At 56.3% G+C, this 21,775-nt stretch carries 19 protein-coding genes; 13 read left to right on the top strand and 6 right to left on the bottom strand.

Annotation, left to right across the window (positions count from 1 at the left end; translation table 11 throughout):
- Positions 1–11: 11 nt before the first annotated feature.
- The 3 genes from B5F19_RS03425 to B5F19_RS03410 all read right to left on the bottom strand — a co-directional run bounded on the left by B5F19_RS03425 (position 12) and on the right by B5F19_RS03410 (position 4,767).
- On the bottom strand, positions 12–2,540 hold the full coding sequence (locus B5F19_RS03425) for a DEAD/DEAH box helicase family protein (RefSeq protein ID WP_087288017.1): 2,529 nt from the start codon (positions 2,538–2,540) through the stop codon (positions 12–14).
- A gap of 744 nt (positions 2,541–3,284) precedes the next feature.
- A complete protein-coding gene (locus B5F19_RS03415; RefSeq protein ID WP_087288015.1) occupies positions 3,285–3,947 on the bottom strand; it encodes a sigma-70 family RNA polymerase sigma factor in 663 nt (220 codons plus the stop codon).
- Positions 3,928–4,767, bottom strand: a complete 840-nt coding sequence (locus B5F19_RS03410; RefSeq protein WP_087288014.1) for a helix-turn-helix transcriptional regulator — start codon at positions 4,765–4,767, stop codon at positions 3,928–3,930. The genes B5F19_RS03415 and B5F19_RS03410 overlap by 20 nt, the downstream gene beginning before the upstream one ends.
- Positions 4,768–4,999: 232 nt before the next feature.
- On the opposite strand from B5F19_RS03410, the gene B5F19_RS03405 reads away from it, so the two are divergent.
- The 13 genes from B5F19_RS03405 (at position 5,000) to B5F19_RS03345 (ending at position 18,577) form a co-directional block, all read left to right on the top strand.
- Positions 5,000–5,620: a CHC2 zinc finger domain-containing protein gene (locus B5F19_RS03405; protein WP_087288012.1), complete on the top strand. Its 621-nt coding sequence runs from the start codon at positions 5,000–5,002 to the stop codon at positions 5,618–5,620.
- Positions 5,595–6,968 (top strand): phage/plasmid primase, P4 family, encoded by a 1,374-nt coding sequence (locus B5F19_RS03400; protein WP_242972683.1) that lies wholly within the window; start codon positions 5,595–5,597, stop codon positions 6,966–6,968. The genes B5F19_RS03405 and B5F19_RS03400 overlap by 26 nt, the downstream gene beginning before the upstream one ends.
- A gap of 437 nt (positions 6,969–7,405) precedes the next feature.
- Complete coding sequence (locus B5F19_RS03395) at positions 7,406–7,624, top strand: phosphoribosylglycinamide formyltransferase (protein WP_087288008.1); 219 nt, start codon at positions 7,406–7,408, stop codon at positions 7,622–7,624.
- Between the two features lie 2 nt (positions 7,625–7,626).
- A complete protein-coding gene (gene mobV / locus B5F19_RS03390; protein ID WP_087288005.1) occupies positions 7,627–8,607 on the top strand; it encodes a MobV family relaxase in 981 nt (326 codons plus the stop codon).
- Positions 8,597–8,782 (top strand): hypothetical protein, encoded by a 186-nt coding sequence (locus B5F19_RS03385; RefSeq protein ID WP_087288003.1) that lies wholly within the window; start codon positions 8,597–8,599, stop codon positions 8,780–8,782. The genes mobV and B5F19_RS03385 overlap by 11 nt, the downstream gene beginning before the upstream one ends.
- A 99-nt stretch (positions 8,783–8,881) precedes the next feature.
- Positions 8,882–9,934, top strand: a complete 1,053-nt coding sequence (locus tag B5F19_RS03380) for a virulence RhuM family protein (RefSeq protein ID WP_087288001.1) — start codon at positions 8,882–8,884, stop codon at positions 9,932–9,934.
- A 48-nt stretch (positions 9,935–9,982) separates the two neighbouring features.
- A complete protein-coding gene (locus tag B5F19_RS03375; RefSeq protein WP_087287999.1) occupies positions 9,983–11,665 on the top strand; it encodes a recombinase family protein in 1,683 nt (560 codons plus the stop codon).
- Positions 11,666–11,812: 147 nt separating this feature from the next.
- Positions 11,813–12,481: a response regulator transcription factor gene (locus tag B5F19_RS03370; protein WP_087287997.1), complete on the top strand. Its 669-nt coding sequence runs from the start codon at positions 11,813–11,815 to the stop codon at positions 12,479–12,481.
- On the top strand, positions 12,459–13,979 hold the full coding sequence (locus tag B5F19_RS03365) for a HAMP domain-containing sensor histidine kinase (protein WP_087287995.1): 1,521 nt from the start codon (positions 12,459–12,461) through the stop codon (positions 13,977–13,979). Before B5F19_RS03370 ends, B5F19_RS03365 begins: the two co-directional genes overlap by 23 nt.
- Positions 13,980–14,019: 40 nt before the next feature.
- Complete coding sequence (locus B5F19_RS03360; protein WP_087287993.1) at positions 14,020–14,649, top strand: alpha/beta hydrolase; 630 nt, start codon at positions 14,020–14,022, stop codon at positions 14,647–14,649.
- Positions 14,650–14,824: 175 nt separating this feature from the next.
- Positions 14,825–15,685, top strand: a complete 861-nt coding sequence (locus tag B5F19_RS03355) for an ATP-binding cassette domain-containing protein (protein ID WP_087287991.1) — start codon at positions 14,825–14,827, stop codon at positions 15,683–15,685.
- Positions 15,682–17,871, top strand: coding sequence for a hypothetical protein (locus tag B5F19_RS03350; protein ID WP_087287989.1), 2,190 nt, complete (start codon positions 15,682–15,684; stop codon positions 17,869–17,871). Before B5F19_RS03355 ends, B5F19_RS03350 begins: the two co-directional genes overlap by 4 nt.
- On the top strand, positions 17,864–18,577 hold the full coding sequence (locus B5F19_RS03345) for a hypothetical protein (RefSeq protein ID WP_087287987.1): 714 nt from the start codon (positions 17,864–17,866) through the stop codon (positions 18,575–18,577). The genes B5F19_RS03350 and B5F19_RS03345 overlap by 8 nt, the downstream gene beginning before the upstream one ends.
- A gap of 101 nt (positions 18,578–18,678) precedes the next feature.
- On the opposite strand, the gene folD is transcribed toward B5F19_RS03345, so the two are convergent.
- From folD to B5F19_RS03330, 3 genes are read right to left on the bottom strand one after another with little or no spacing between them, the layout of a single operon-like run.
- Entirely contained in the window at positions 18,679–19,509 is an 831-nt protein-coding gene (folD, locus tag B5F19_RS03340; protein ID WP_087287985.1) for a bifunctional methylenetetrahydrofolate dehydrogenase/methenyltetrahydrofolate cyclohydrolase FolD, read from the bottom strand.
- A gap of 18 nt (positions 19,510–19,527) precedes the next feature.
- Positions 19,528–20,490, bottom strand: a complete 963-nt coding sequence (gene lgt / locus B5F19_RS03335; protein ID WP_087287983.1) for a prolipoprotein diacylglyceryl transferase — start codon at positions 20,488–20,490, stop codon at positions 19,528–19,530.
- Between the two features lie 2 nt (positions 20,491–20,492).
- Entirely contained in the window at positions 20,493–21,770 is a 1,278-nt protein-coding gene (locus B5F19_RS03330; protein WP_087287980.1) for a pitrilysin family protein, read from the bottom strand.
- Positions 21,771–21,775: the final 5 nt, after the last annotated feature.

Here is a 21,775-nt window from a genome sequence, read left to right as displayed (position 1 = left end):
TGCATTTCCTCCTACATAAAGCGGGATACATTGACGTTATCGGCAACGTAATCTACCACGCTTTGCATATTATCCAGCCCCAAATGCTTCAGATCAGCCATAGTGTATGTGCTGATGTCCGTTCCAAGCAGTTGAAATTTTCGGTCTTCGATGGCTCTGCGCACATCTTTATCTGTTACATAAGTGGCAAAGAACTCTTTTACATCAGCATACTTTTCTGACGGAATACTGTGCGTCAGGGCATATCCCTCAAATTCATCCTCTACCAATTCCTTTTTGCTTTTAAAGAAGGGCAGGACACCAAAGATTTTGTCCAGAATTTCTCGGGCTGTGATGCGGCGGTCACTGCCGATGGAGCGCCGCAGTTTGTCCCAGGTATAATACTCGTTGGGCTGATTCATGATGTGCTCATCAATATAGCGAATGACAGCAGGATAGTTGCCTTGCTCATATTGTTCTCTCGCAACCGGATCTTCTTTGACAGTCTCCTCGAATTTATCGAAGTACATCCGGTCAATCTTCATGCCCTCTGCACCGATTTTAGTCTCCACCAGTGTTTTCAGTGGGTCAGGAGCAAAGTTTTCATACCCGTCCGGATCAACAGGAGGAGTACCTTGCGACACACTACCACCTTGGAATCGGGGCAGCTTTAAGACCTCATCATAATCAAACTTTTCTTCAAAATATTCGCAGTTCCCAAAGAAGTCAAACAGCTTGAATGTTTCTTTAGGGTACTTATGGACGATTTCCTGACCACCGTTTCGCTCTTTAAAGATAAAATCATGCTTTCGTGTACCACGGCCCTTAATCTGAATAAAGTCTGTGGGAGAGAAGATTGGGCGCAGTAATCCGATGTTCAGCAAATCTTCGCAGTCATACCCGGTTGTCATCATGCCCACGGTGACACAGATTCTGGTCTTGGATGATTTATACCCTTCCAGAAAATTGGTTGTTCCGCTAAGATTATTGTTCTGAAAGTTGATGGTGTAGGTCTGGGCGTTCATGACGTCCGATGTGATCTGCATGGCAAAATCCGAACAGTATTTACCGGGGAACATCATATCCGCATATACGTTCAACAGCTGTGTGATTTTTGCTGCATGTTTGCGGCTTACGCAGAAGATGATGCCTTTGCCAATTTCTCCGGTAATCGGGTCACGCAGTGCATTGTCCATAAAGGTTTTGACAAACATCTTGTTGGTTTCTTCGGAGAAAAACTTCTTTTCAAAGTCACGGGCAAAGTAGGTTTCTTCCTGTTCTTCGTCCGCTTCATCCCCTTGCGAAATCACGGCATAACCTTCATCTGCCAATAGTTTTGTTGTAATATCGGTTCTGGCGTCCACTACTGTAGGATTGATCAAATAGCCATCCCGAACACCGTCCAGCAGTGAATAGCGGTATGTTGGGTCGCCACTTTCACATCCAAAGGTTTTATAGCTGTCCAGCAGCTGCCGTTTTTCCCATGCCCGTGGATCAGTTGCTTTCAGCTTTTCCGCGTCAATATTTTTGATATAGTCTTTAGGAGTAGCCGTCAAACCCAACTTATAGCCGAGAAAATACTCGAATACAGCACGGCTGTTTCCGTTGATGGAGCGATGGCACTCATCGGCAATGATAAGTGAAAAATCGGTAGGCTTAAAGAAACGCTTGTACTTATTATTGAACATAAGCGTTTGTACGGTGGAAACGACAACCTCCGCTTTCCGCCAATCATCTACGTTTTCCTTGAAGATAACTGTGTGATAGTCAGGAGCAAGATAGTTCTGGAAGTTTTTCTTAGCCTGATTTTCAAGCTCAATTCTATCTACAAGGAAAAGCACTCGATTCGCATTTCCGCTACGCAAAAAAAGACGAATTACGGCAGCAGAAGTGAGAGTTTTTCCTGTACCGGTTGCCATCTCAAACAGAAACCTCTGATTTCCATGTCGCACAGATTCCTGCAAGGCTTTCAGCGCATTGATCTGATACTGACGGAGAAATCGCAGCCCATTATCATATAAGAATTGCTGACGAGTTTCCGGATTTATGTACTCGGGTGCCTCCATATATCGAGGATTTTTGATTACGGCAATATAATCCGCACCAACTTCCTCAGAATATAGTTTTGCTGGGTCAGCGTTCATGGCTTTGCTTTCCCGAATGCTTTCATAACTGGGGAAAGCCGTGATAAGCTGCGGGTTTCCCTTGTAAATATTCCAAAAGTAATGCTGATTTCCGTTGGAGAGAATGACATACTTCAGATAAAGTGACTTAGCATATTCTCTGGCCTGCTCCTTGCCGACCAGGGGATCTTTATCCTCCGCTTTAGCTTCCAGCACAATAAAAGGCTTACCTTTATCATCGAGGAGCAGAAAATCCACAAAGCCATTCTTCACCTTATCAAAATTCTCACCTAAGCCTGTCAAATCAGCTTTAGACATTTTGACATTGGGTTCCAACTGTATATTTGCAGATTCGTTTTCATCGTCAAAGAAGCGCCAGCCAGCTTCTTCTAACAGACGGTTAATTTTAATCCTTGCACTCGCTTCTTTCTTTTTCAAAGCAGCAGCCCTCCCTCTTTTTACGACTGCGATATTGCAATTTATAAACCATGCTGTGATTGATATTTATAAGTGTTTGTTGGTTTGCTCACATTAGCAGGTATCAGCCATATTCTATTGATCTGTACAGCGCCTTCTATACGATTATTCTTACAAAGAATTTGGACTTGTCGGGCACTTATGTTCCATTTCTGTGCGGCTTCCTGCGTTGTAATATAGCCGTTCAGCATTAAATCCACCTCCAGCCAAAGCAGACAATTACCATTTATATTATATTCGTTTGAACGAACTCGTTCAATGCTAAGTTTGAGGTTTTACCCTACAAAGAGAAAGGAATTTCATTTTTTATAACTCTGGGTTATCCAATAGGGGCGAGCGGCATCCCGGTTGGCAAGGGGATTTCAAAGGGGAACAGTGTTCTCCTTTGCCTGGGATGTTCAGAGGGGATAGTGTTCCCCTTTGACCGGAAGAATCCAAAGAAACCGGCGGTTTCGTGGCACACGACTTTCCCCGGAAAGTCTAGTGTGTTATACCTTTGTGGAGCAGATGGCAGCCGGAATTGTAGCACGCCCCGGAAAGTGTGGCTACAGTTGCGGCGTTCTGGCGGGAAAGGTTGCCTCTTGCGGGGCAGCATAAGCGACAGAAAAAGGCTGGCAGGTGGTGCGAGTATGCACTGTCTGCCAGCCGTGTCATCTGTGGAACAAAGGTATATCAAAGCCCCGTCAGCCGCTGCTTACTATCGTATCAGAACCACCACGGCAGTTTCCCGCGCAGGCTGTCCATCGCCTCTCCCTCCACCTTCTTTGTCCGGCTCTCGCTGAGATGGAAATGGAGCGCTGCACCGATCAGAGGGTGCTCGATTCCATCGGTAAAGCCATAGCGGTACAGCAGATAGGTCTGCTCTCTGGCAGTCAGCTTGTCCATCGCCGCATACAATTCCATTAGCTGTTCTTTTTTGATATAAATTTGCTCCGGAGTTTGGGATGTTGGGTCAGCAATGGCCTCGATTCGCAGCATCCGTTCATCATCTGAGAGAACGTCATCCAGATATACTCTCTGGAAGCCGGGGCCATCTCTCTTATCCACCATCCGTTGTTCAAACTGAGCGAGGACAGCGCGGATACAGTCTGTCATGGCGTTGCGGATCGCCGGTGCTGCATAAGTCAGAAATTTCATGCCACGTCCGGCATCAAACAAAGGGATTGCGTTCAGCAGGCCGATGCTTCCCTCCTGCACTAAATCATCTAAATCAATTCCAATATCATTTTCATCCAGCCCCATGCTCCGGTATTGCTCCAACGCTATTTTTCGGATGAATCCCAGATTGTTTTCCAGCAGAATGTCACGGGCAGCTGTATCCCCTTCCTGTGCCAGCCTGCACAGCCGTTCATTGCTCCGGGTCGGCATTTTGCTTCTCCTGCGCGTGGTCTAAGGTGGATTGGAGAAATTCCGTCAGCGCCTGACCAAACTTGTCCAACGCTTCCTTTTGCACGCCGTCCATTCCTGCCGCGCTCTGGGTAACGGCGGCGGAAATCATTTCCGGCGTGATGGTTGGTGCCTGGACATCCTGGCCTTTTGTCAACTCGGAGAACATCTGCTGGGTGATGCCCTTGGTCAAAGACTGTGCTGCCGTGAAATCATTACCAATCTCTTTCTTCACTTCCCGCAGCGCTGCCATAAACGTGTTCTGTATCATCGTCAGGTCGGCCTGATATACAGGGACTTTCTGCCTGTTGACAGTTCTTGCCGCCTGCACAGCGGCATCCGTCTTCACATTCCGGCGCAGCATTGCGCTAAGGGTAGTAAGCATCTGGTTTTGTCCGGCGAAACCAGCGGCCAGCGTATCATCAAAATATTGCTCGATCATGTAAGTGACTTCTGCAAAGCGCGGGCTTTCCAACAGGCGGTTGACAATTTCGGCATTGGCTTTCCCGGTGTACAGATTCCGTGCCGCCTGCACCGACAGGCCCAGTTCTTCAATATCAAAATTTGTCCGGTCGGGTGTATTGACTTCCCCTAGCAGGAAATCTGTGGAGACTTCAAACACTTTCGCAATACGGAGCAAATGTTCTGTGCTGATTTTATCGGTCTTGCCGTTGACAAACCGGCTGATGGCGCTTTCGGTGCTGCCGATGCGGGTCGCCAGCTGTGCCTGGGTAATTTTATGTTCCTTCATAAGCTCCTGCATCCGTTGCCGGATATTTCCGGGCAGATAGGCTCCCTCCATATGCCGCACCTCTTTCCTGTAAACTCGTTGCATCCATTATACCTTATAAACCCAGCGTGGGCAAATGCTTTCCGCTGGGTTCGCCGCTCTGAGGTCTTGCATTTTTGCAAGATTTGAGGGCGGCTTTTTTCTTTTCTTGCACTTATGTGGGATTTTTTGGTCTATAGGCTTTTTCCACGTATATTCAGGCAGACGGGCAAATACCGTCAATAAGTGATGGAGGGCATAGCCTATGAATCTGTTTGAAACTGTAAAATCTGCTGTTACTGTGAAGCAGGCCGCCGAGTACTACGGCTGCAAGGTCAACCGGGGCGACATGGTCTGCTGCCCCTTCCACGATGACCAGCATCCCAGCATGAAGCTGAACAGGGATTATTTCTACTGCTTTGGCTGTGGGGCCACCGGGGACGTGATTGACTTCGTGGCGCGGTTATTCGGCCTGAGCAGTTACGAGGCCGCAAAGAAGCTGGCCTATGACTTCGGCATCGACCCGGACAAGCCCCCGGCAGCGATGGCGCTGAAAAAGCCGTATCCGCTGGCGCGGGCCTTCCGCAACGATGAGATATACTGCCAACGGGTGCTGTGTGATTATCTGCACTTGCTGGAACACTGGAAAATCGAGTACGCCCCGCAATCGCCGGAGGACGAATTGGACGACCGCTTTGTGGAGGCGAGTCAGATGATCGACTATGTGGAATACCTGCTGGACATTCTCATGTTTGCGGAACTGGAACAGCGTGTGAAAGCGGTAGATATGTTGCTGAATGACGGAACCATCGCCGCACTGGAGCGGAGGCTCAAACGTCTGGAAAAGGAGGTGCAGCACCGTGGCGAAGAACGAGCAATCGCGTGAGGTCAACCAACCCATCTGGTTTGACGGCAAAAGTATCAACGAAGCCCTGTTTTGTGATGATTTTCTGAGCAGACACAAAATCATCTACACAAACGGGGCTTTTTTCACACCCGATGGCCGCGTGACCAACGACCTGCCGCTGCGAAGCGAGATCTTTGACGAGCTGCGCTGCTGTGCGGTCAGCAACATTCCACGCAAGATCAGCAACATTGTAGAGCTGATGAAGCTGGCTGCACTACTGGAGGACTTCCCGCCGGAGGCGGACCGGATTCATCTGGCAAATGGGACGCTAATGCTGGATGGCACCTTTACGGAGGGCAAGCCGGAAATCGTTCGCTGTCGCCTGCCGGTGGCCTACAATCCCGATGCTCCCACACCGACTCACTGGCTGGCTTTTCTGGACGGGCTGCTTTACCAGGAGGACATTCCCACTTTGCAAGAATATATCGGCTACTGCCTGATCCCCAGCAACAAGGGCCAGCGGATGATGGTCATTAAGGGCAACGGCGGCGAAGGCAAAAGCCAGATCGGCGCGGTGTTATCCGCTCTGTTTGGCAGCAACATGAAAGATGGCAGCATCGGCAAAATTTCCGAGAACCGGTTCGCCCGCGCTGATCTGGAACACATTCTGCTGTGTATTGATGATGATATGCGGATGGAGGCGCTGCGGCAGACCAACTATGTAAAATCCATCGTCACCGCCCAGGGCAAGATGGATTTGGAGCGCAAGGGTAAGCAGAGCTATCAGGGATGGATGTGCGCCCGGCTGCTGGCGTTCAGCAACGGCGACTTGCAGGCTCTCTTTGACCGCAGCGACGGCTTTTACCGGCGGCAGTTGGTGCTGACCACAAAAGAGAAACCTGTTGACCGCGTGGATGATCCCGACCTGGCCGAGAAGGTGAAGGCCGAGGTGGAGGGCATTCTGCTGTGGGCTTTTGAGGGATTGCAGCGGCTGATAGCGAACAACTTCAGATTCACCGAGAGCCAGCGCACCAGAGAGAACCGTGAGGCTGTCAAGCGGGATAACAACAATGTGTTCGATTTTCTGGAATCCGAGGGCTATATCCGGCTGAAAGCGGATGCGTCCATCAGTTCAAAGGATTGCTACGACATTTACCGGATGTGGTGCGAGGAAAACAGTCTGACTGCACTCAAACGCCGCAGCTTCAGCGATGCGCTGGTGGCAGCCTGCGGCAAGTACAATCTGGAACACTGCAACACGATTACCAATTCGGCAGGACGCCGGGTGTGGGGCTTTATGGGAATCGAGGCAGTGGCAAGGCCGCATATAAACGAGTTTACGGACGCTTCACAGTGTACGTACGTACCGGAAGACTGGCGGGATTGATTTCCGCTTTGGTCGCCGGTACGTATGTACGCAGCGATTGACCCTGTTACCTCATATATTGCAGAAACACTTCACGAGGTTATAGTAGTCGTTCTCATTTTGAGAACAACCAAAACAGCCAGAAAACACCGTGATTTTGAGGCAGATTTTGAAGCAGTCACAAAACGGCGAAATGTTTCTCCCTTATCCACACACTGTTCGCCGAATAGCGGCTCGCGGAACTGCACACACGTTGCGCTGGCTCGCGCAGATACCGTCCGAATGGTAAAGAGTCCCGCATTTCCGCGAAGTCGAATATTCCGCCGCCAGTCAACGATACGCGGGGAAACATTTCTATCGTAAAACAGAAACTATAACAATTTTATCATCCCATGAAGCCGGTACGCTGTCCAGCGCAACCGGTTCTTTTTATGGGCAAAGAAATTTGGAGGATTATTATGAAGTCAAGCATCCGAAACGAAATCAAGGCGCAGATCATCCGCGCCGGTTACACCATGCAGGAAGTCGTTGACCAGCTGCACGATGAGTATGGGTGGAGCGACAGCGTATCCAATCTTTCCGGGAAATTGCAGCGGGAATCGCTGCGGTATCGGGAGGCCATGGAGTTGGCTGATGTGCTGGGATATGACATTGTCTGGCAGAAACGGAGGGATTGAGCATGGAAAAAGCACAGTACGCGATTATGCGATTTGCAAAATATAAGGGGCCTGAAATCGGCAATATAGAGGCCCATAATGAGCGCACAAAGGAAAAGTACGCCAGCAATCCTGATGTGGACGCCAGCCGAAGCAAGTACAACTTCCATCTGGTCAAACCGCCCGGCAAGTACCGGGCGGAGTCAGAGAGGCAAATTGCCGCTGCCGGATGCCGTACCCGGAAAGACAGTATCCGTATGATCGAGACGCTGTTCACAGCCAGCCCGGAGTTCTTTAAGGGAAAGAAACGGGCGGAAATTCGGGTATTTTTTGAGGAAGCTCTGCATTTTCTGGAACAGCATCAATCCAAAGAGACAATTATATCCGCCGTGGTGCATATGGACGAGAAAACGCCCCATATGCACCTTTGTTTTGTCCCGCTGACGGAGGACGGCAGACTCAGCGCCAAAGATATTATGGGCAATAAAAAGAAGCTGACCTGGTGGCAGGATGAGTTTTGGAAACACATGGTCAAGAAGTTCCCAGATTTGGAACGAGGCGAAAGCGCCAGCCTGACCGGGCGTGACCATATCCCGCCCCGCGTATTTAAGGAGATGACCAGACTGACCAAACAGAAAAGCAAACTGGAGGATCTGCTCACTGGAATCAATCCCTTTAACGTCAAAAGCCGGGCGGAGGAAATCTGCAAGATTCTGGATACCTATATTCCCAGCGTGGAGAAGATGGACACACTGCTGCGGAAATATGGTGTGGCTTTTACGAAAACAGCATCCGAAAACAAAAAGCTGAAAACGAAAAATGCCGAGCTGGAAGAATCTCTTGCATCGGCGCAGAAAGTCAGTGCGTTGAAGCAAATCGAAGATTTCAAGCTGCGGCGCGACTATGACAGTGCCGTGGCGATATTGGAGCAGATACCGCCAGAAGTATTGGAACTTTATAAACACCCGCATAAAAAAGAAAGGGAAACTGCCTATGATAGATGAGTGGAGCGGTTTTGCAGACCTGCTGGCCAACCTGATTGAGAAGTACGCTTCGGAGTTGGATGTCGAGAATCTGCCCGCTCCGGCGGTTCCGCTTGAGGACCAGGACGGCGCGGCAGCAGATAAAAAAGAATCTGTTTTCAAGCCGGAAGCAGTTGCAGGCAAAATTGCTGCATGATATAATAGACGTGATACAAGAGTCCAAACAAGAGGGCGACGGCCATTTTCTTCGCTCTCTTGAAACATAGAAAATGTAATCGGATAGGAGCGTGAACAAATGGCGGAAGACAAGAATAGACCGGACCAGAGCCAGGGCGAGATTGTAATTTATCAGGCTGAAGATGGGCTCACAAAAGTAGAGTGCCGGTTTGTAGACGAGACTGTTTGGCTGACGCAGCAGCAGATGGCGGAATTGTTCCACACGTCCAGAAGCAACATTGTGGAGCATATCGGCCACATCTATGAAGAAGGCGAACTGGATGAGGTTTCAACCTGTCGGAAATTCCGACAGGTTCGAATGGAGGGCAACCGGCAAGTAACCAGAGAGCTGCCTTTCTATAATCTGGACATGATCATTTCTTTGGGGTACAGGGTAAAATCCCTGATTGCCACCCAGTTTCGCCGGTGGGCCACGGAGCGCCTGAAAGAATATATGATCAAGGGCTTCACGATGGACGATGAACGCTTGAAAAATTTGGGCGGTGGCAACTATTGGCGCGAACTGCTGGAACGGATTCGGGACATTCGTTCTTCGGAAAAAGTGATGTATCGTCAGGTGTTGGACTTGTACGCCACCAGTGTGGACTATAACCCCAGAAGTGCGGAATCTGTTGCGTTTTTCAAAATGGTGCAGAACAAGCTTCATTATGCGGCGCATGGACATACGGCGGCGGAAGTGATCTATGAGCGGGCCGATGCAGATAAGCCGTTTATGGGGCTTACCACTTTTTCGGGCGACTTCCCCACGGCAAAAGATATTGGGATTGCCAAGAATTATCTGACAGAGGAAGAACTTCGGGTTCTGAATCAAATGGTATCCGGTTATTTTGACTTTGCCGAGGTGCAGGCCATCCGTCACCGGCCCATGTATATGAGCGATTATGTGGAGCAGCTGGACAATATTCTTCGGGCGACCGGTGAAGAAGTGCTGACCCATGCAGGAAAAATCAGTCATGCACAGGCGATGGAAAAAGCAAAAGCGGAATATAAACGCTATCAGGCACAAACTCTTTCCCCCGTGGAGGAAGAATATCTGAAGACCATTAAGCAGCTGGGAAAAGCGGCCAAGACAGAGGCGGAAAAGCAGGATGATTCTTCTGATCCAAGTTAAGAATGACCAATCCGCTTTTTGAATTGGAACCACATGAGGAAGATTACGATGCAGAAAGAAAAGATTAGAGTTTACACCTATACCAGAGTTTCCACCGCTATGCAGGTGGACGGCTACTCACTGGATGCGCAGAAGGCCAAAATGAAGGCCTACGCCGACTACAATGATTATGAAATCGTCGGTGAATATGAGGATGCGGGAAAGTCCGGCAAATCCATTGAAGGGCGGGCGCAATTCAGCCAGATGATGGAGGACATCAAATCCGGAAAAGATGGCGTGTCCTATGTTCTGGTATTCAAATTGTCCCGCTTCGGCAGAAATGCGGCGGACGTGCTTTCTTCCCTTCAGGTCATGCAGGATTTTGGCGTCAATCTGGTATGTGTGGAGGATGGCATTGATTCTTCCAAAGACGCGGGCAAATTGATGATCTCCGTCCTGTCTGCTGTGGCGGAGATTGAGCGCGAAAATATCCGTGTCCAAACCATGGAGGGCCGTATCCAAAAAGCAAGGGAGGGCCGCTGGAACGGTGGCTTTGCCCCCTATGGGTATCAGCTGGTAGATGGAAAACTGATGATCAACGAGGAAGAAGCAGAGGCGATTCGTGTCATCTATGACCAGTATGTTCACACGGACATTGGCGCAAACGGCATTGCAAAGTATCTGGAAAACCACGGTATCCGCAAGATTCCCCGGCAAAATGGGAAGAATCCCCTGTTTGACGCACATTTGATTCGCTTGATTTTGAAAAATCCGGTGTACTGCGGCAAGATTGCCTATGGCCGCCGCAAGATGGAAAAAGTGCGTGGCACAAGGAACGAGTATAAGCTGGTGGAGCAGAACAACTACCTGCTGGCAGAAGGATTGCATGAGCCTATTGTTTCGGAAGAAGTCTGGCAAGCGGCGCAGGTGAAGCTGCTGGCACAGGCCAAGAAATACGAACACGTCAACCGTGGGAAGGATGAACACGTACATCTACTCTCCGGCATTGTAAAGTGTCCTGTCTGCGGAGCCGGAATGTACGGGAACAAAAGCATCAAGCACAAGGCGGACGGCAGCAAGTACAAGGACTTTTATTATTACGGCTGTAAGCATCGCTCCATGATTCGTGGGCATAAGTGCGATTACAAAAAGCAGCTTCGGGAAGAACTGCTGGACGATGCCGTGGCAGAAGTCATTGTAAAGCTGGTGAGCAATCCAAAGTTTGCGGCTATGATGCAGGAAAAGATCAACATGAAAGTGGATACCGCCGCCATTGACCAGGAGATTGCCAATTACGAGAAGCAGCTTCGCCAGCACTATTCCGTCAAATCAAAGCTGGCGGAGGAAATTGATTCTCTTGATCCTGATGACCGGCACTATGTCCGGCGCAAGGCAGATCTTGATGACCGACTCTACAAAATGTATGATAAAATCGAGGATGCAGAGTCCCTGTTGATTGCCGCTAGAGCTAAAAAGCAGGCTATTGAAGCAGAAAAGCTGACCGGCGACAATATCTATAAAGTCCTGATTTATTTTGAGAAACTGTACGGCGTGATGAATGAAGCGGAGCGGCGGCAGCTGATCGAGGCGTTGATCTCTGAGATTCAGATTTACCCGGAACGCCAAGCCAATGGACAGTGGTTAAAATCCATCAAATTTAAGCTGCCGATCATCGAGGAAGACATGAGTATCAGTTTGGACAACGAAGAACAAATCGAGACCGTCGTGCTGCTGCGGAAAGCGGCCCCATAACCGTTCCACCCCTCCGCCCTGTCTCCGCATTCTGTGGAGGCAGGGCGGATTTTCTTCTCAGAAGCGGAAGCTAGCCTCGGGAAGAAAATTTCCCCTCTCCATGATAAATTCACAATTCCATGGTATACTCCCTCCAGGTGATGGCTTATGAAACACATTTTAATTGTGGAGGACGAGCCGGATATCCAGGAGCTGCTGTGCGCCTACCTCCGGGACGCGGGGTATGGAACCACAGCGGCCGGAGACGGGGTGGCAGCCCTGGAGCTGTTCCAGTCCCATCCCTTCGACCTGGTGCTGCTGGACCTGATGCTGCCCAAGATCGACGGCTTCGGGGTCTGCGAGCTCATCCGCCGCCAGTCCCAGGTGCCCATTTTGATGCTCACCGCCCTGGACGGGGAGGAGGAGCAGCTCCGGGGATTCCGGCTGAACATTGACGACTATGTCACAAAGCCCTTCTCCATGCCCGTTCTGCTGGAGAAGATCCGGGTCATCCTCCGCCGCAGCGGCGAAACTGTGGAGGACGGCCCTCTGCGCTACCGGGAGCTCTCTCTGGATCTGGACGCCCGGGAGGTCCGCCTGGAGGGCCGCCCCCTGGAGCTGACCGCCCGGGAATTTGAGCTGCTCCACACTTTTCTGTCCGCGCCGGGCCGGGTGTTCACCCGGGAGATGCTGCTCTCCAAGCTGTGGGGCTATGACTTCTTCGGCGACGAGCGGGTGGTGGACAGCCACATCAAAAACCTGCGCCGAAAGCTGGGGCGGGACTACATCGAGACGGTGAGGGGGGTGGGCTACCGTGCGGCGAAAGAAACTGAGTGAGAGCCTCACCGCCCGGGTGTTTCTCATCACCCTGCTGATCCTGCTCTCCGCCGGGGCGGTCACCTTCGGGCTCATCGCCTGGGCCACCCCCAGCACCTACACCGCGGTGGTCACCGGCGACCTGACGGCCCAGGTGGACCAGCTGGTGGACCAACTGGCCGGGACGGAGGAGCAAAGCTGCGGCCCTCTGCTGGACCAGTTTATCCGCACCTCCGGGGCGGAGGCCATGCTGGTGGGGCCGGACGGCCGGATTGCCGACACCGGCTCCCAGCTGGCCGTCCAGCCGGTATATGAGGACAGCTCCCTGGTCATCACATCCGTCCAGGGGGATTCCACCGTCACCTATGACGCGGGAACCTCCCATACAGACGACACGGTGGCCGTCACTATGTCCGAGCAGGCCGCCATCACTGCGGAGGTGCGCTTTGCCGGCCAGGAGGACTCCTATACCCTCTACGTCACCCCCCGGATGGAGGCGGAAAACCTGGCGGTCCGCGCCCTGGCCCAGATGGCCCCGTGGATTCTGCTGGTGCTGTTGATCTTTTCCCTGCTGTGCGCCCTGGTGTACTCCCGGTACATCACCCGGCCCATTGTACGCCTGAGCGGAATCGCCGGAAAAATGGCACAGCTGGACTTTCAATGGGAGAGCGGCGAGAAGCGCAGGGATGAGATCGGCCGGCTGGGCCGCAGCCTGGACCAGATGGCCCGGAAACTGTCCGCCGCCCTCACCGACCTGGAGGGGGCCAACCGGGCCCTGCGGGGGGAGGTGGAGCGGGAGCGGGAGCTGGACCGGCAGCGGATGGCCTTCTTCAACGCCGCCTCCCACGAGCTGAAAACCCCGGTCACCATTTTGAAGGGACAGCTCTCCGGCATGCTGGAGGGGGTGGGGGTATACCAGGACCGGGACAAGTACCTGCTGCGCTCCCTCCAGACCACCGGGCGGATGGAAAATCTCATTGGGGAGATGCTGGCCATCTCCCGGATGGAGTCCGGCGCAGCCGCCCTCCGGCAGGAGACGGTGGACTTGTCCGCCCTGACGGCGGGGCGGCTCCAGCAGGACGCGGAGCTGTTCCGCCAGCGGGAACAGGAACTTGTTTCCGCTCTGACCCCGGGGGTCTTGGTCACCGGAGACCCCTCTCTGCTGGGCAGGGCAGTTGGGAACCTGCTCTCCAACGCTGCCCTCTACTCCCCCCAGAGGGCCCGGATTCGGGTGTGGTGCGGATTCCGGGACAGCCGCCCCGCTTTGACGGTGGAGAACACCGGGGCCCGCATCCCGGAGGAGGCCCTGCCCCACCTGTTTGAGGCCTTCTACCGGGCTGAAACCTCCCGGAACCGGAGCACCGGCGGCAGCGGGCTGGGACTCTACCTGGTGAAGATGATTCTGGACCGGCACGAGGCCACGTGTGCCGTGGAAAATACGGAGGACGGGGTGAAGGTCACGGCACAGTTTTTACCCTGTCACAGTCCTGGACTTCCCACGGAAGATATGGTACGATGAATAAAACAAACTTGAAACGCCGAATTGGGAAGGGATACCTATGGAGAAAGTCATTCTGATCCACGGCTCCGGGCACAAGGCGGCCAGCTGGAACGAGACGGTTTCCCGCCTGGATTGCCGCGGAGACGTCCTGTGCCCCGAGCTCTCCTCCCTGCTGATGGGGAAAGAGGCCAGCTACCCCAATCTCCGCGCCGCCTTTGGGGCGTACTGCGCTCAAGCCGGCGGCCCGGTCCACCTATGCGGCCTCTCTCTGGGCGGCATCCTGGCCCTGGACTACACGCTGGAGCACCCGGAGGCCGTCAAAACACTGGTGCTGATCGGCACGCCCCACAAGGTTCCCAAGGCGGCCTTCGCCCTCCAGAACGTGGTGTTTCGCCTTCTTCCCCAGTCCACGTTTGCGTCTATGGCCTTTGATAAAAAGGACACCTTTGCCCTGGGAAATTCCATGAAGGATCTGGATTTCAGCGGCAGAGTAAAGGAGGTCCGGTGTCCGGCTCTGATCCTCTGCGGAGAAAAGGACAGTACGAATCTCAAATCGGCCCGCTTTCTGGCCCAACACATCCGGGGGGCGGAACTTCAGATCCTGGCGAACACCGGCCATGTCGTAAATGAAGAAAATCCGATTGCTTTGGCCGGGCAGTTGAATCGATTTTATTCCCTGCACCCTTGACGGTTCCAGTTCATGGAAGGGTCCGCCGCAGAACTGTTTGGTTCTGCGGCGGACTTTTTTTGACCGGGGCGCACCCGGCGCCGGGAATTCCACACAAAACACACACGCTCTCCAAACTTCCTCCACACAGCCCTGGTATCCTTTCCCCATCCCAAGGAGAAAGGAACCAGATCGTATGGAAATCAGCATTCAAAATGTCAGCATGACCTATCCCAACGGGAAACAGGCGCTGAAGGACCTGAACCTGGACCTGCGTAGTCCCAGCCTTATCGGCCTGCTGGGCCCTAACGGGGCGGGCAAGTCCACCCTGATGAAGCTGCTGGTGGCCGCCCTGCTGCCCACCTCCGGCTCCATTCTGGTGGATGGGCAACCCCTGGCCAAGGGGGAGCGGCAGCTGAAAGCCCGGCTGGGCTATCTGCCCCAGGACTTCGGGCTGTTCGACGAGCTCACGGTCACCCAGTTTCTGGACTACATGGCGGCCCTGAAGGGGCTGCGGGAGGCGAAAGCCGCCATCCAGCGTGCCATTCAGGCCGTCAACCTGGAGGAGAAGGCACGGGCCAAGATCCGTACCCTGTCCGGCGGCCAGCGCCAGCGGGTGGGCATCGCCCAGGCCCTGCTGGGGGCCCCCGCCTTTCTGATCTTTGACGAGCCCACGGTGGGACTGGATCCGGAGGAGCGCATCCACTTCCGCAACCTGTTCTCCCAGACCGCCCGGGAGCGGCTGGTCCTGCTGTCCACCCACATCATTGAGGACGTGCAGTCGGTGTGCGATCAGCTGGTTGTGATCCACCACGGAAAGATTCTGTTTACCGGTACACCGGAGCAGCTGATCCAGAGGGCCGCCGGCCACGTGGGGTTTTTCTGGGAGCAGGAGGCCGCCCAGGATGCTGGGCTCCACATCACCGCCCGGGTGAACACCAGCCGGGGCGTCCGGTGCCGGGCGGTGGCGGACGCCCTCCCCACCTATGCCCAGCCGGCGGAGCCCACCCTGGAGGACGCCTACCTCTATCTCATCTCCCGGGAGGCGGTCCAATGAAAACGATCCGGCTGTTTTCCCTGGAGCTGGGGCGGCTGCTGCGCAGCCGCCTGACCTGGCTGGTGATCCTGCTGACGGCGGTCTCTCCCGCGGCGGGTCTCATTCTCTACCAGCCCGCCTACTCCGACACCATGCTCTCCCTGTATCTGGCCAACCCGGCCCTGGCGGGCGGCGTGGGGGGCGGCATTCTGTTCGCCCTGCTCACCATCTTCGAGCTGGACCGCACCGGCCGCAGCCGGGTGGACATGCTCATGGACGCGGCGGTCTCTCCCCACACCATGGCGTGGGTGCGCCTGCTGGCCTTGCTGGCCGGAGCGGTGCTGGCCACCGTCCTCACCATAGCGGTGTGGTTTCCCATCAGTTTAGGGCTCATCGGCTCCGTCTTTACCGGGACGGACTATGTACTCTCCTACCTCCTGTTTCTGGGGCTGGCCCTGCCCCTGTCCATTCTGGCCGCCGCCTCCGCCTATCAGATCACCCGGCGGGCGGACCTGTCCCTGGTGCTCTTTGCCGCCTTTGCCGGGCTGAGCCTCACCGTGTGGGCGGACCAGTGGCAGCTGTGCTGGCTCAACCCCAGCGTGTGGGCCATGTCCGACGACTTCACCAACTTCCGGCTGTTCCGGTCGGTGGCCTATGTGCGGCTGACCTGGCTGGGGCTGCTGTCGGGGGTGTGGGCCGTGTCCTACCTGTGCATCCGCCGGTACGGAAAGGGGCTTCTGGGCTCCCTGGCCCGGGGGCTCCGGCGGCTCTACCGCCCGGCCATCGCCCTGGTGCTCCTGGCCTGCTCCGGAACGGCCTATGCCGCCCAGCCCTTCTACGACAACAGCAACCCGGACCTGAACGCCATGGAGCTCTACAATCTGGACTACGCGGAAGGAGTCACCTTTCTGGACCGCACCGTGCAGGTATTCCCGGACACCCAGGCCGGCACGGTGGAGGGCCGGGCGGTCTACCGGTTCCAGAACGCCTCCGGCCAGGGGTGGACGGTCTATTTTGGCGTGGACCCGGGCTATGACCTGACGGCCACCGTGGACGGGGAGGCGGTCCCCGCCGTCCGCACTGGCTATGAGGAGAGCAACATGGCCCTGTGGGAGATCACCCTCCCGGCGGGCGAGCAGGTGGAGCTGGCGCTGGAGTACGGAGGCTTTCCCAAGGACTGGAACCTCTCCTCCACCAGTCAGGGGAAGCCGGAGATCAGCGAGACCTACTTGTGCCTGGAGAACCAGCGGCTGTTTCCCTACCTGCTGAACGTGTTACCCGGGGACGAGGGCTATCCCACCACCGTGGAGATCACCCTGCCCGCCTCCATGACCGCCATTCCCTTTGGGACCAGCGAGGCAGAGGTGATCGCGGAGCACGGGGACAGCACCAAAACCTGGCGCTATACCCACAACCGCACCGGCGGTATTCTCTACGCCGGAGACTACATCCGGGAGGACATCCAGGCCGGCGGCATCACCGTGGCGTTCTACTACGGCCGCAAGCACCAGGCGGTCATGGAGGCCGCCGGGGCGGCGGACGCGGTGAAGGCGGTGATAAGCTACTGTACCCAGCACTACGGCTTTCCGTCGGCCTTTGGCGCGACGGGCACCCTGAAGCTGATCCAGAGCCGGGTGGCTGGCGGAGGCTATGCCGGAGAAGGAGCCAGCCTGCTGGACGAGGCGGACTTTACCACCGCCAACCTGGGGAACACCAGCAAGGGGGCCGTCCCGGGTGAGACGTTCATCCACGAGCTGGTTCACCAATGGTGGGGCCTGGGCAATATGTTCGACGTGACGGATGAAACCAGCCCCTGGTCCTCCGAGGGCCTGACGGTATACACCACCTACCGCATCGTCAAGGATCTGTACGGCGAGGATTACGCGCAGAAACACTATGTGGAACAGTGGCAGCAGGAGGTGGACGACTACTTTTTGAACTTCTATGTCCGCCATCCGGAATATCTGGAGAAGCTGCCTGAGGAGGAGCGGCTGAACATCGCGGGCAGTCTGTCCGGCGTGCGCCATTACAGCGAGATGCCGCTGAAAATTTTGAAGGCGGAACAGCTGGTGGGCGGCGAGGAGGCCATGGACCAGATTCTCCACGACCTGTTCAACCGGGAGATCGACTATACCTATCCCTATCTGACCTATCAAGACTTTTTGACCGCCTGCGGGCTGACGGAGGAGGAGCTGGACCTTGGGTAAGATTTTTCGATATGAGTGCAGACGCCTGCTGTGGAACAAATTTTTGGGGGGACTTCTGCTGGTGCTCCTGTTCTACGGATGGCAGGTGCTGAGCCGTGTGACCATCCTGGGGGTATCCCACACCGCCCCCTTCTCCCCCTGGAGCTTCGGGGACTTTTTGTGCCGGATGGTCCCGCTCCTGTGGATCGGAAACCTGTTCTTGCTGACCTTTTTCACCTCGGGGAAAGCCCGGCGTGCGGCGGTACTCACCGACGCCGCCCCTATGGAGCCCCGGCGGTACACCCTGGCCCGGTGCGGGGCCGCCCTGACGGGGACGGTCCTGCTGGCGCTGGCCGTTCTGGCGGAGGCCGCCGTGTTCTACGGTTGGTACTTCGGCTGGCACGGGTGGGGGGAGCTGCTGCTCCCCGCCCTAGTCACCCTGGTCCCGCCCCTGGCGTTTGCCCTGGGCAGCGGGTGGCTGCTGGGGCGGGTGCGGCCCTGGCTGGTCTATGTGTGGATGCCCCTCCCCTTTGCTCTGGCCCTCCTGCCCCTGCCAGAGGCGCTGGAACTGTGGAACGGGAGCTTTTTCACCCAGTACCCCCTGACCCTGGGGACCCTGGACCCGGCCTTTTCCCTGCCGGTGGCTGTCCTGCTGGTCCAGTGCGCCCTGCTGACAGCCGGGATCGTCCTGCTGGCCCTCCCTCGCCGCAGGCGGCACGTGGAATAATATCGTTCATAGAAAAAAACGCGCCCCCTGGGACCATACCAGTCTCCAGGGGGCGCGCGCTATTCTATTTTTGCCGTTCCCAACCCAATCGGAAGCGGCCGTCAATTTTTCCCGTGGCTCCGGGCGGCGTATAGGGTGTTCTCCATGAGCATGGCCCGGGTCATGGGGCCCACTCCCCCGGGAACCGGGGTGATATAGGAGGCCCGCTCCACCGCGGCGGCGTAGTCCACGTCCCCGCACAGCTTGCCGGCCTCGTTCCGGTTCATGGCCACGTCCACCACTACGGCGCCCTCCTTCACCATGTCGCCGGTGATGAGGCCCGCCCGGCCGGCGGCGGCCACCAGGATGTCCGCCCGGAGGCACTCTGCCTTCAGATCGGGGGTCTTGGTGTGGCAGATGGTCACGGTGGCGTTCTCCCGGAGCATGAGCATGGCCTGGGGTTTTCCCACAATATTGGACCGGCCCACAATGACGCAGTGCTTGCCGGCGGGGTCGATGCCGTACTCCTGGAGCATCCGCATCACCCCGGCGGGGGTGCAGGGCTGGAAGCCGTTCTCCCCGATCATCAGCTGCCCCACATTGAAGGGGTGGAAGCAATCCACGTCTTTGTCCGGCCGGATGGCCAGCAGAACCTCCTTCTCGTTCAGGTGTCTGGGCAGGGGGAGCTGCACCAGAATGCCGTCGATGTCCTCCCGGCCGTTCAGGGTGTCCACCAGCTCCAGCAGCTCCTGCTGGGTGGTTTCCGCCGGGATGGCGTACTCCTCGCTGTAAATGCCGCACTCCCCGCAGTCCTTTTTCTTTCCGTTTACGTACACCCGGGAGGCGGGGTCGTCCCCCACCAGCACCACGGCCAAGCCGGGCTTGCGCTCCATCCGCTCCACCTGGGCGCGGACCTCCTCCTTCACCTTGGCCGCCAGGGCCTTTCCGTCCATTACTACCGCTGCCACGGATTACTCCTCCTTGTTATCGCTCTTGTCGTCGGATTTCTGCTCCGCCTGGGCCTTGAGGCGGTTCACATACAGTTTGGCTGGGTCGTGGGGGCGGAAGCGGTTGTAGAGCAGGATGGCTCCCGCCGCCACAAAACACACCGCCGCCACCATCTGGGACACCCGGATGGGCGCCCCGAACAGCTCCAGGCCGAAAAAGTACAGGCTGTCGGTGCGCATGCCCTCGATCCAGGCCCGGCCCAGACCGTACCAGCACAGATAGAACAGGAAGCACTCCCCGTCGTACTTCCGCCACCGCTTTCCAATGAGGTAGACCAGAATCAGGCCGATAAAGTTCCAGGCCGACTCATAGAAGAAGGTGGGATGTACCCCCAGGGTCCCGTCCAGGATGGCCTGAAAGCCCGCCTGGTCCACATACCCCTGGGCGAGCATGTCCTGGGCGATGGACTCGCTGCACATGCGCCAGGGCAGGTCGGTCACCCCGCCGTAGGCCTCCACGTTCATAAAGTTGCCCCACCGGCCGATGAGCTGGCCGATAAACAGCCCGTGGACCCCCAGGTCGGCGAAGGCCAGGAAGCTCACCTTCCGCACATGGCAGAAGATGAGCAGCACGATGGCCGACGAGATGATGGCCCCGTAGATGGCCAATCCCCCGTCGCTGTACCGGAGGATGGCCGCCCAGTTCAGAGAGCCGTCCGTATTTTTGTACAGGTCCAGGTTGAAAATCACATAGTAGGCCCGGATGGCCACCAGAGCCGCGGGCACCGCGAAGATCATCAGGTCCAGGATGTGGTCGGGCACCACGCCGAACCGGGGTGCCCATTTGGAGCACAGGTACACCGCCAGCAGCAGGCCGCAGGCGATGATGATGCCATACCAGTACACCGGCCGGCCGAGGATCTCAAAGGCCACCCGGTTCAGGGTGAACTCCAGTCCAAGGCCGGGAAACGATACCACATGCACCATGGTCACCCCACCTCCTTGGGCCGGATGACAGACAGGGAGGTGCGCGCCGGAGTCACCCACCGGGCGATGAGGGCCTCCACGTCCTCCTTCCGGATATCCGCGAACAGGTCGGCAAAGCGCAGGTACTCCCGTCCGGCAAAGAAGTTCTGGGCCTGATTCACGCACAGGGTCTCAAAGGAGTTGAGGCTTCGCACCCTCCATCCGTAGACCCCCTTCTTCACCCGGTCCCACAGCCCCGGGTCCACGCCCTCTGCTTCAATCCTTCTGGCCTCCGCCTCCACGGCAGCCCGGACGGCCTCCGGGTCCCGGGACTCGCCCCCTGCCGCCAGAAAGGCGCAGCCGGGGACGCTGTCATATCCGTAGCTGAAATTCCGGTTGATGAGCCCCTCCTGATAGAGGCGGGCGTACAGGGGGGTGGAGTTGCCCAGCAGCACCTCACAGGCCAGCTCGCCCAGCAGCTGCTGGCGCAGGCCCGCCTCCCCCCGCTCCGGGGCGTCCCCCTTGCAGCCCAGCTGGAAGATGGGGCCGGACACCGCCAGGCGCTCCTCCACCAGGCTCTGGAAGGCCCCCTCCGGCTCCTGGGGGCCGTAGTCCTTCTGGGCGATGGGCCCCGCCGTTTTCGGCAGGATCTCCCGGGCGATCTGGCACACCCGCTCCGGGTCCTGATTCCCCGCCACGCACAGCACCATGTTGGCCGGGTCGTAGAAGGCCTTGTGGCAGTCGTACAAGGTCTGGGGGGTGATGCGGGCAATGGACTCCACCGACCCGGCCACGCTCAGGCGGATGGGGTGGTGCTCATACAGCCCCTTCATCAGGTTGGTGAACACCTTCCAGTCCGGGTCGTCCTCGATCATGCCGATCTCCTGGCCGATGATCCCCTGCTCCTTGTCCACGCTCTCCTGGGTGAAGTAGGGGACGGAGACGAAGGAGAGGAGGGTCTTCAGGTTCTCCTCAAACTGCTCGGTGCACTCGAAGTAGTACCCGGTGATGGCGTTGCTGGTAAAGGCGTTGGGGGAGGCCCCGTTGGCCGTCAGCTTCTGGAGGGCGTTGCCCTCCCTGGTGTCGAACATCTTGTGCTCCAGGTAGTGGGCCACCCCGGCGGGGGTGTCGTGCCAGGTCCCGTCCAGGCAGAACCGCAGGTCCATACCGCCGTAGTTTGTGGCGAAAAAGGCGTAGCTCTTTTGAAACTCGGGCTTGGGAAATACAAACACGTGAAGGCCGTTCTCCAGCACCTCCCGGTACATCCGCTCCCCCACCCGTGGAAAATCCAAGTGATTCATGGGTC

Source organism: Pseudoflavonifractor sp. An184 (assembly GCF_002160305.1).
In the GTDB taxonomy this organism is placed as follows: domain Bacteria; phylum Bacillota; class Clostridia; order Oscillospirales; family Oscillospiraceae; genus Lawsonibacter; species Lawsonibacter pullicola.
Note: the sequence above shows the minus strand (reverse complement) of the source record. Positions and strands in the feature narration are given on the sequence as shown.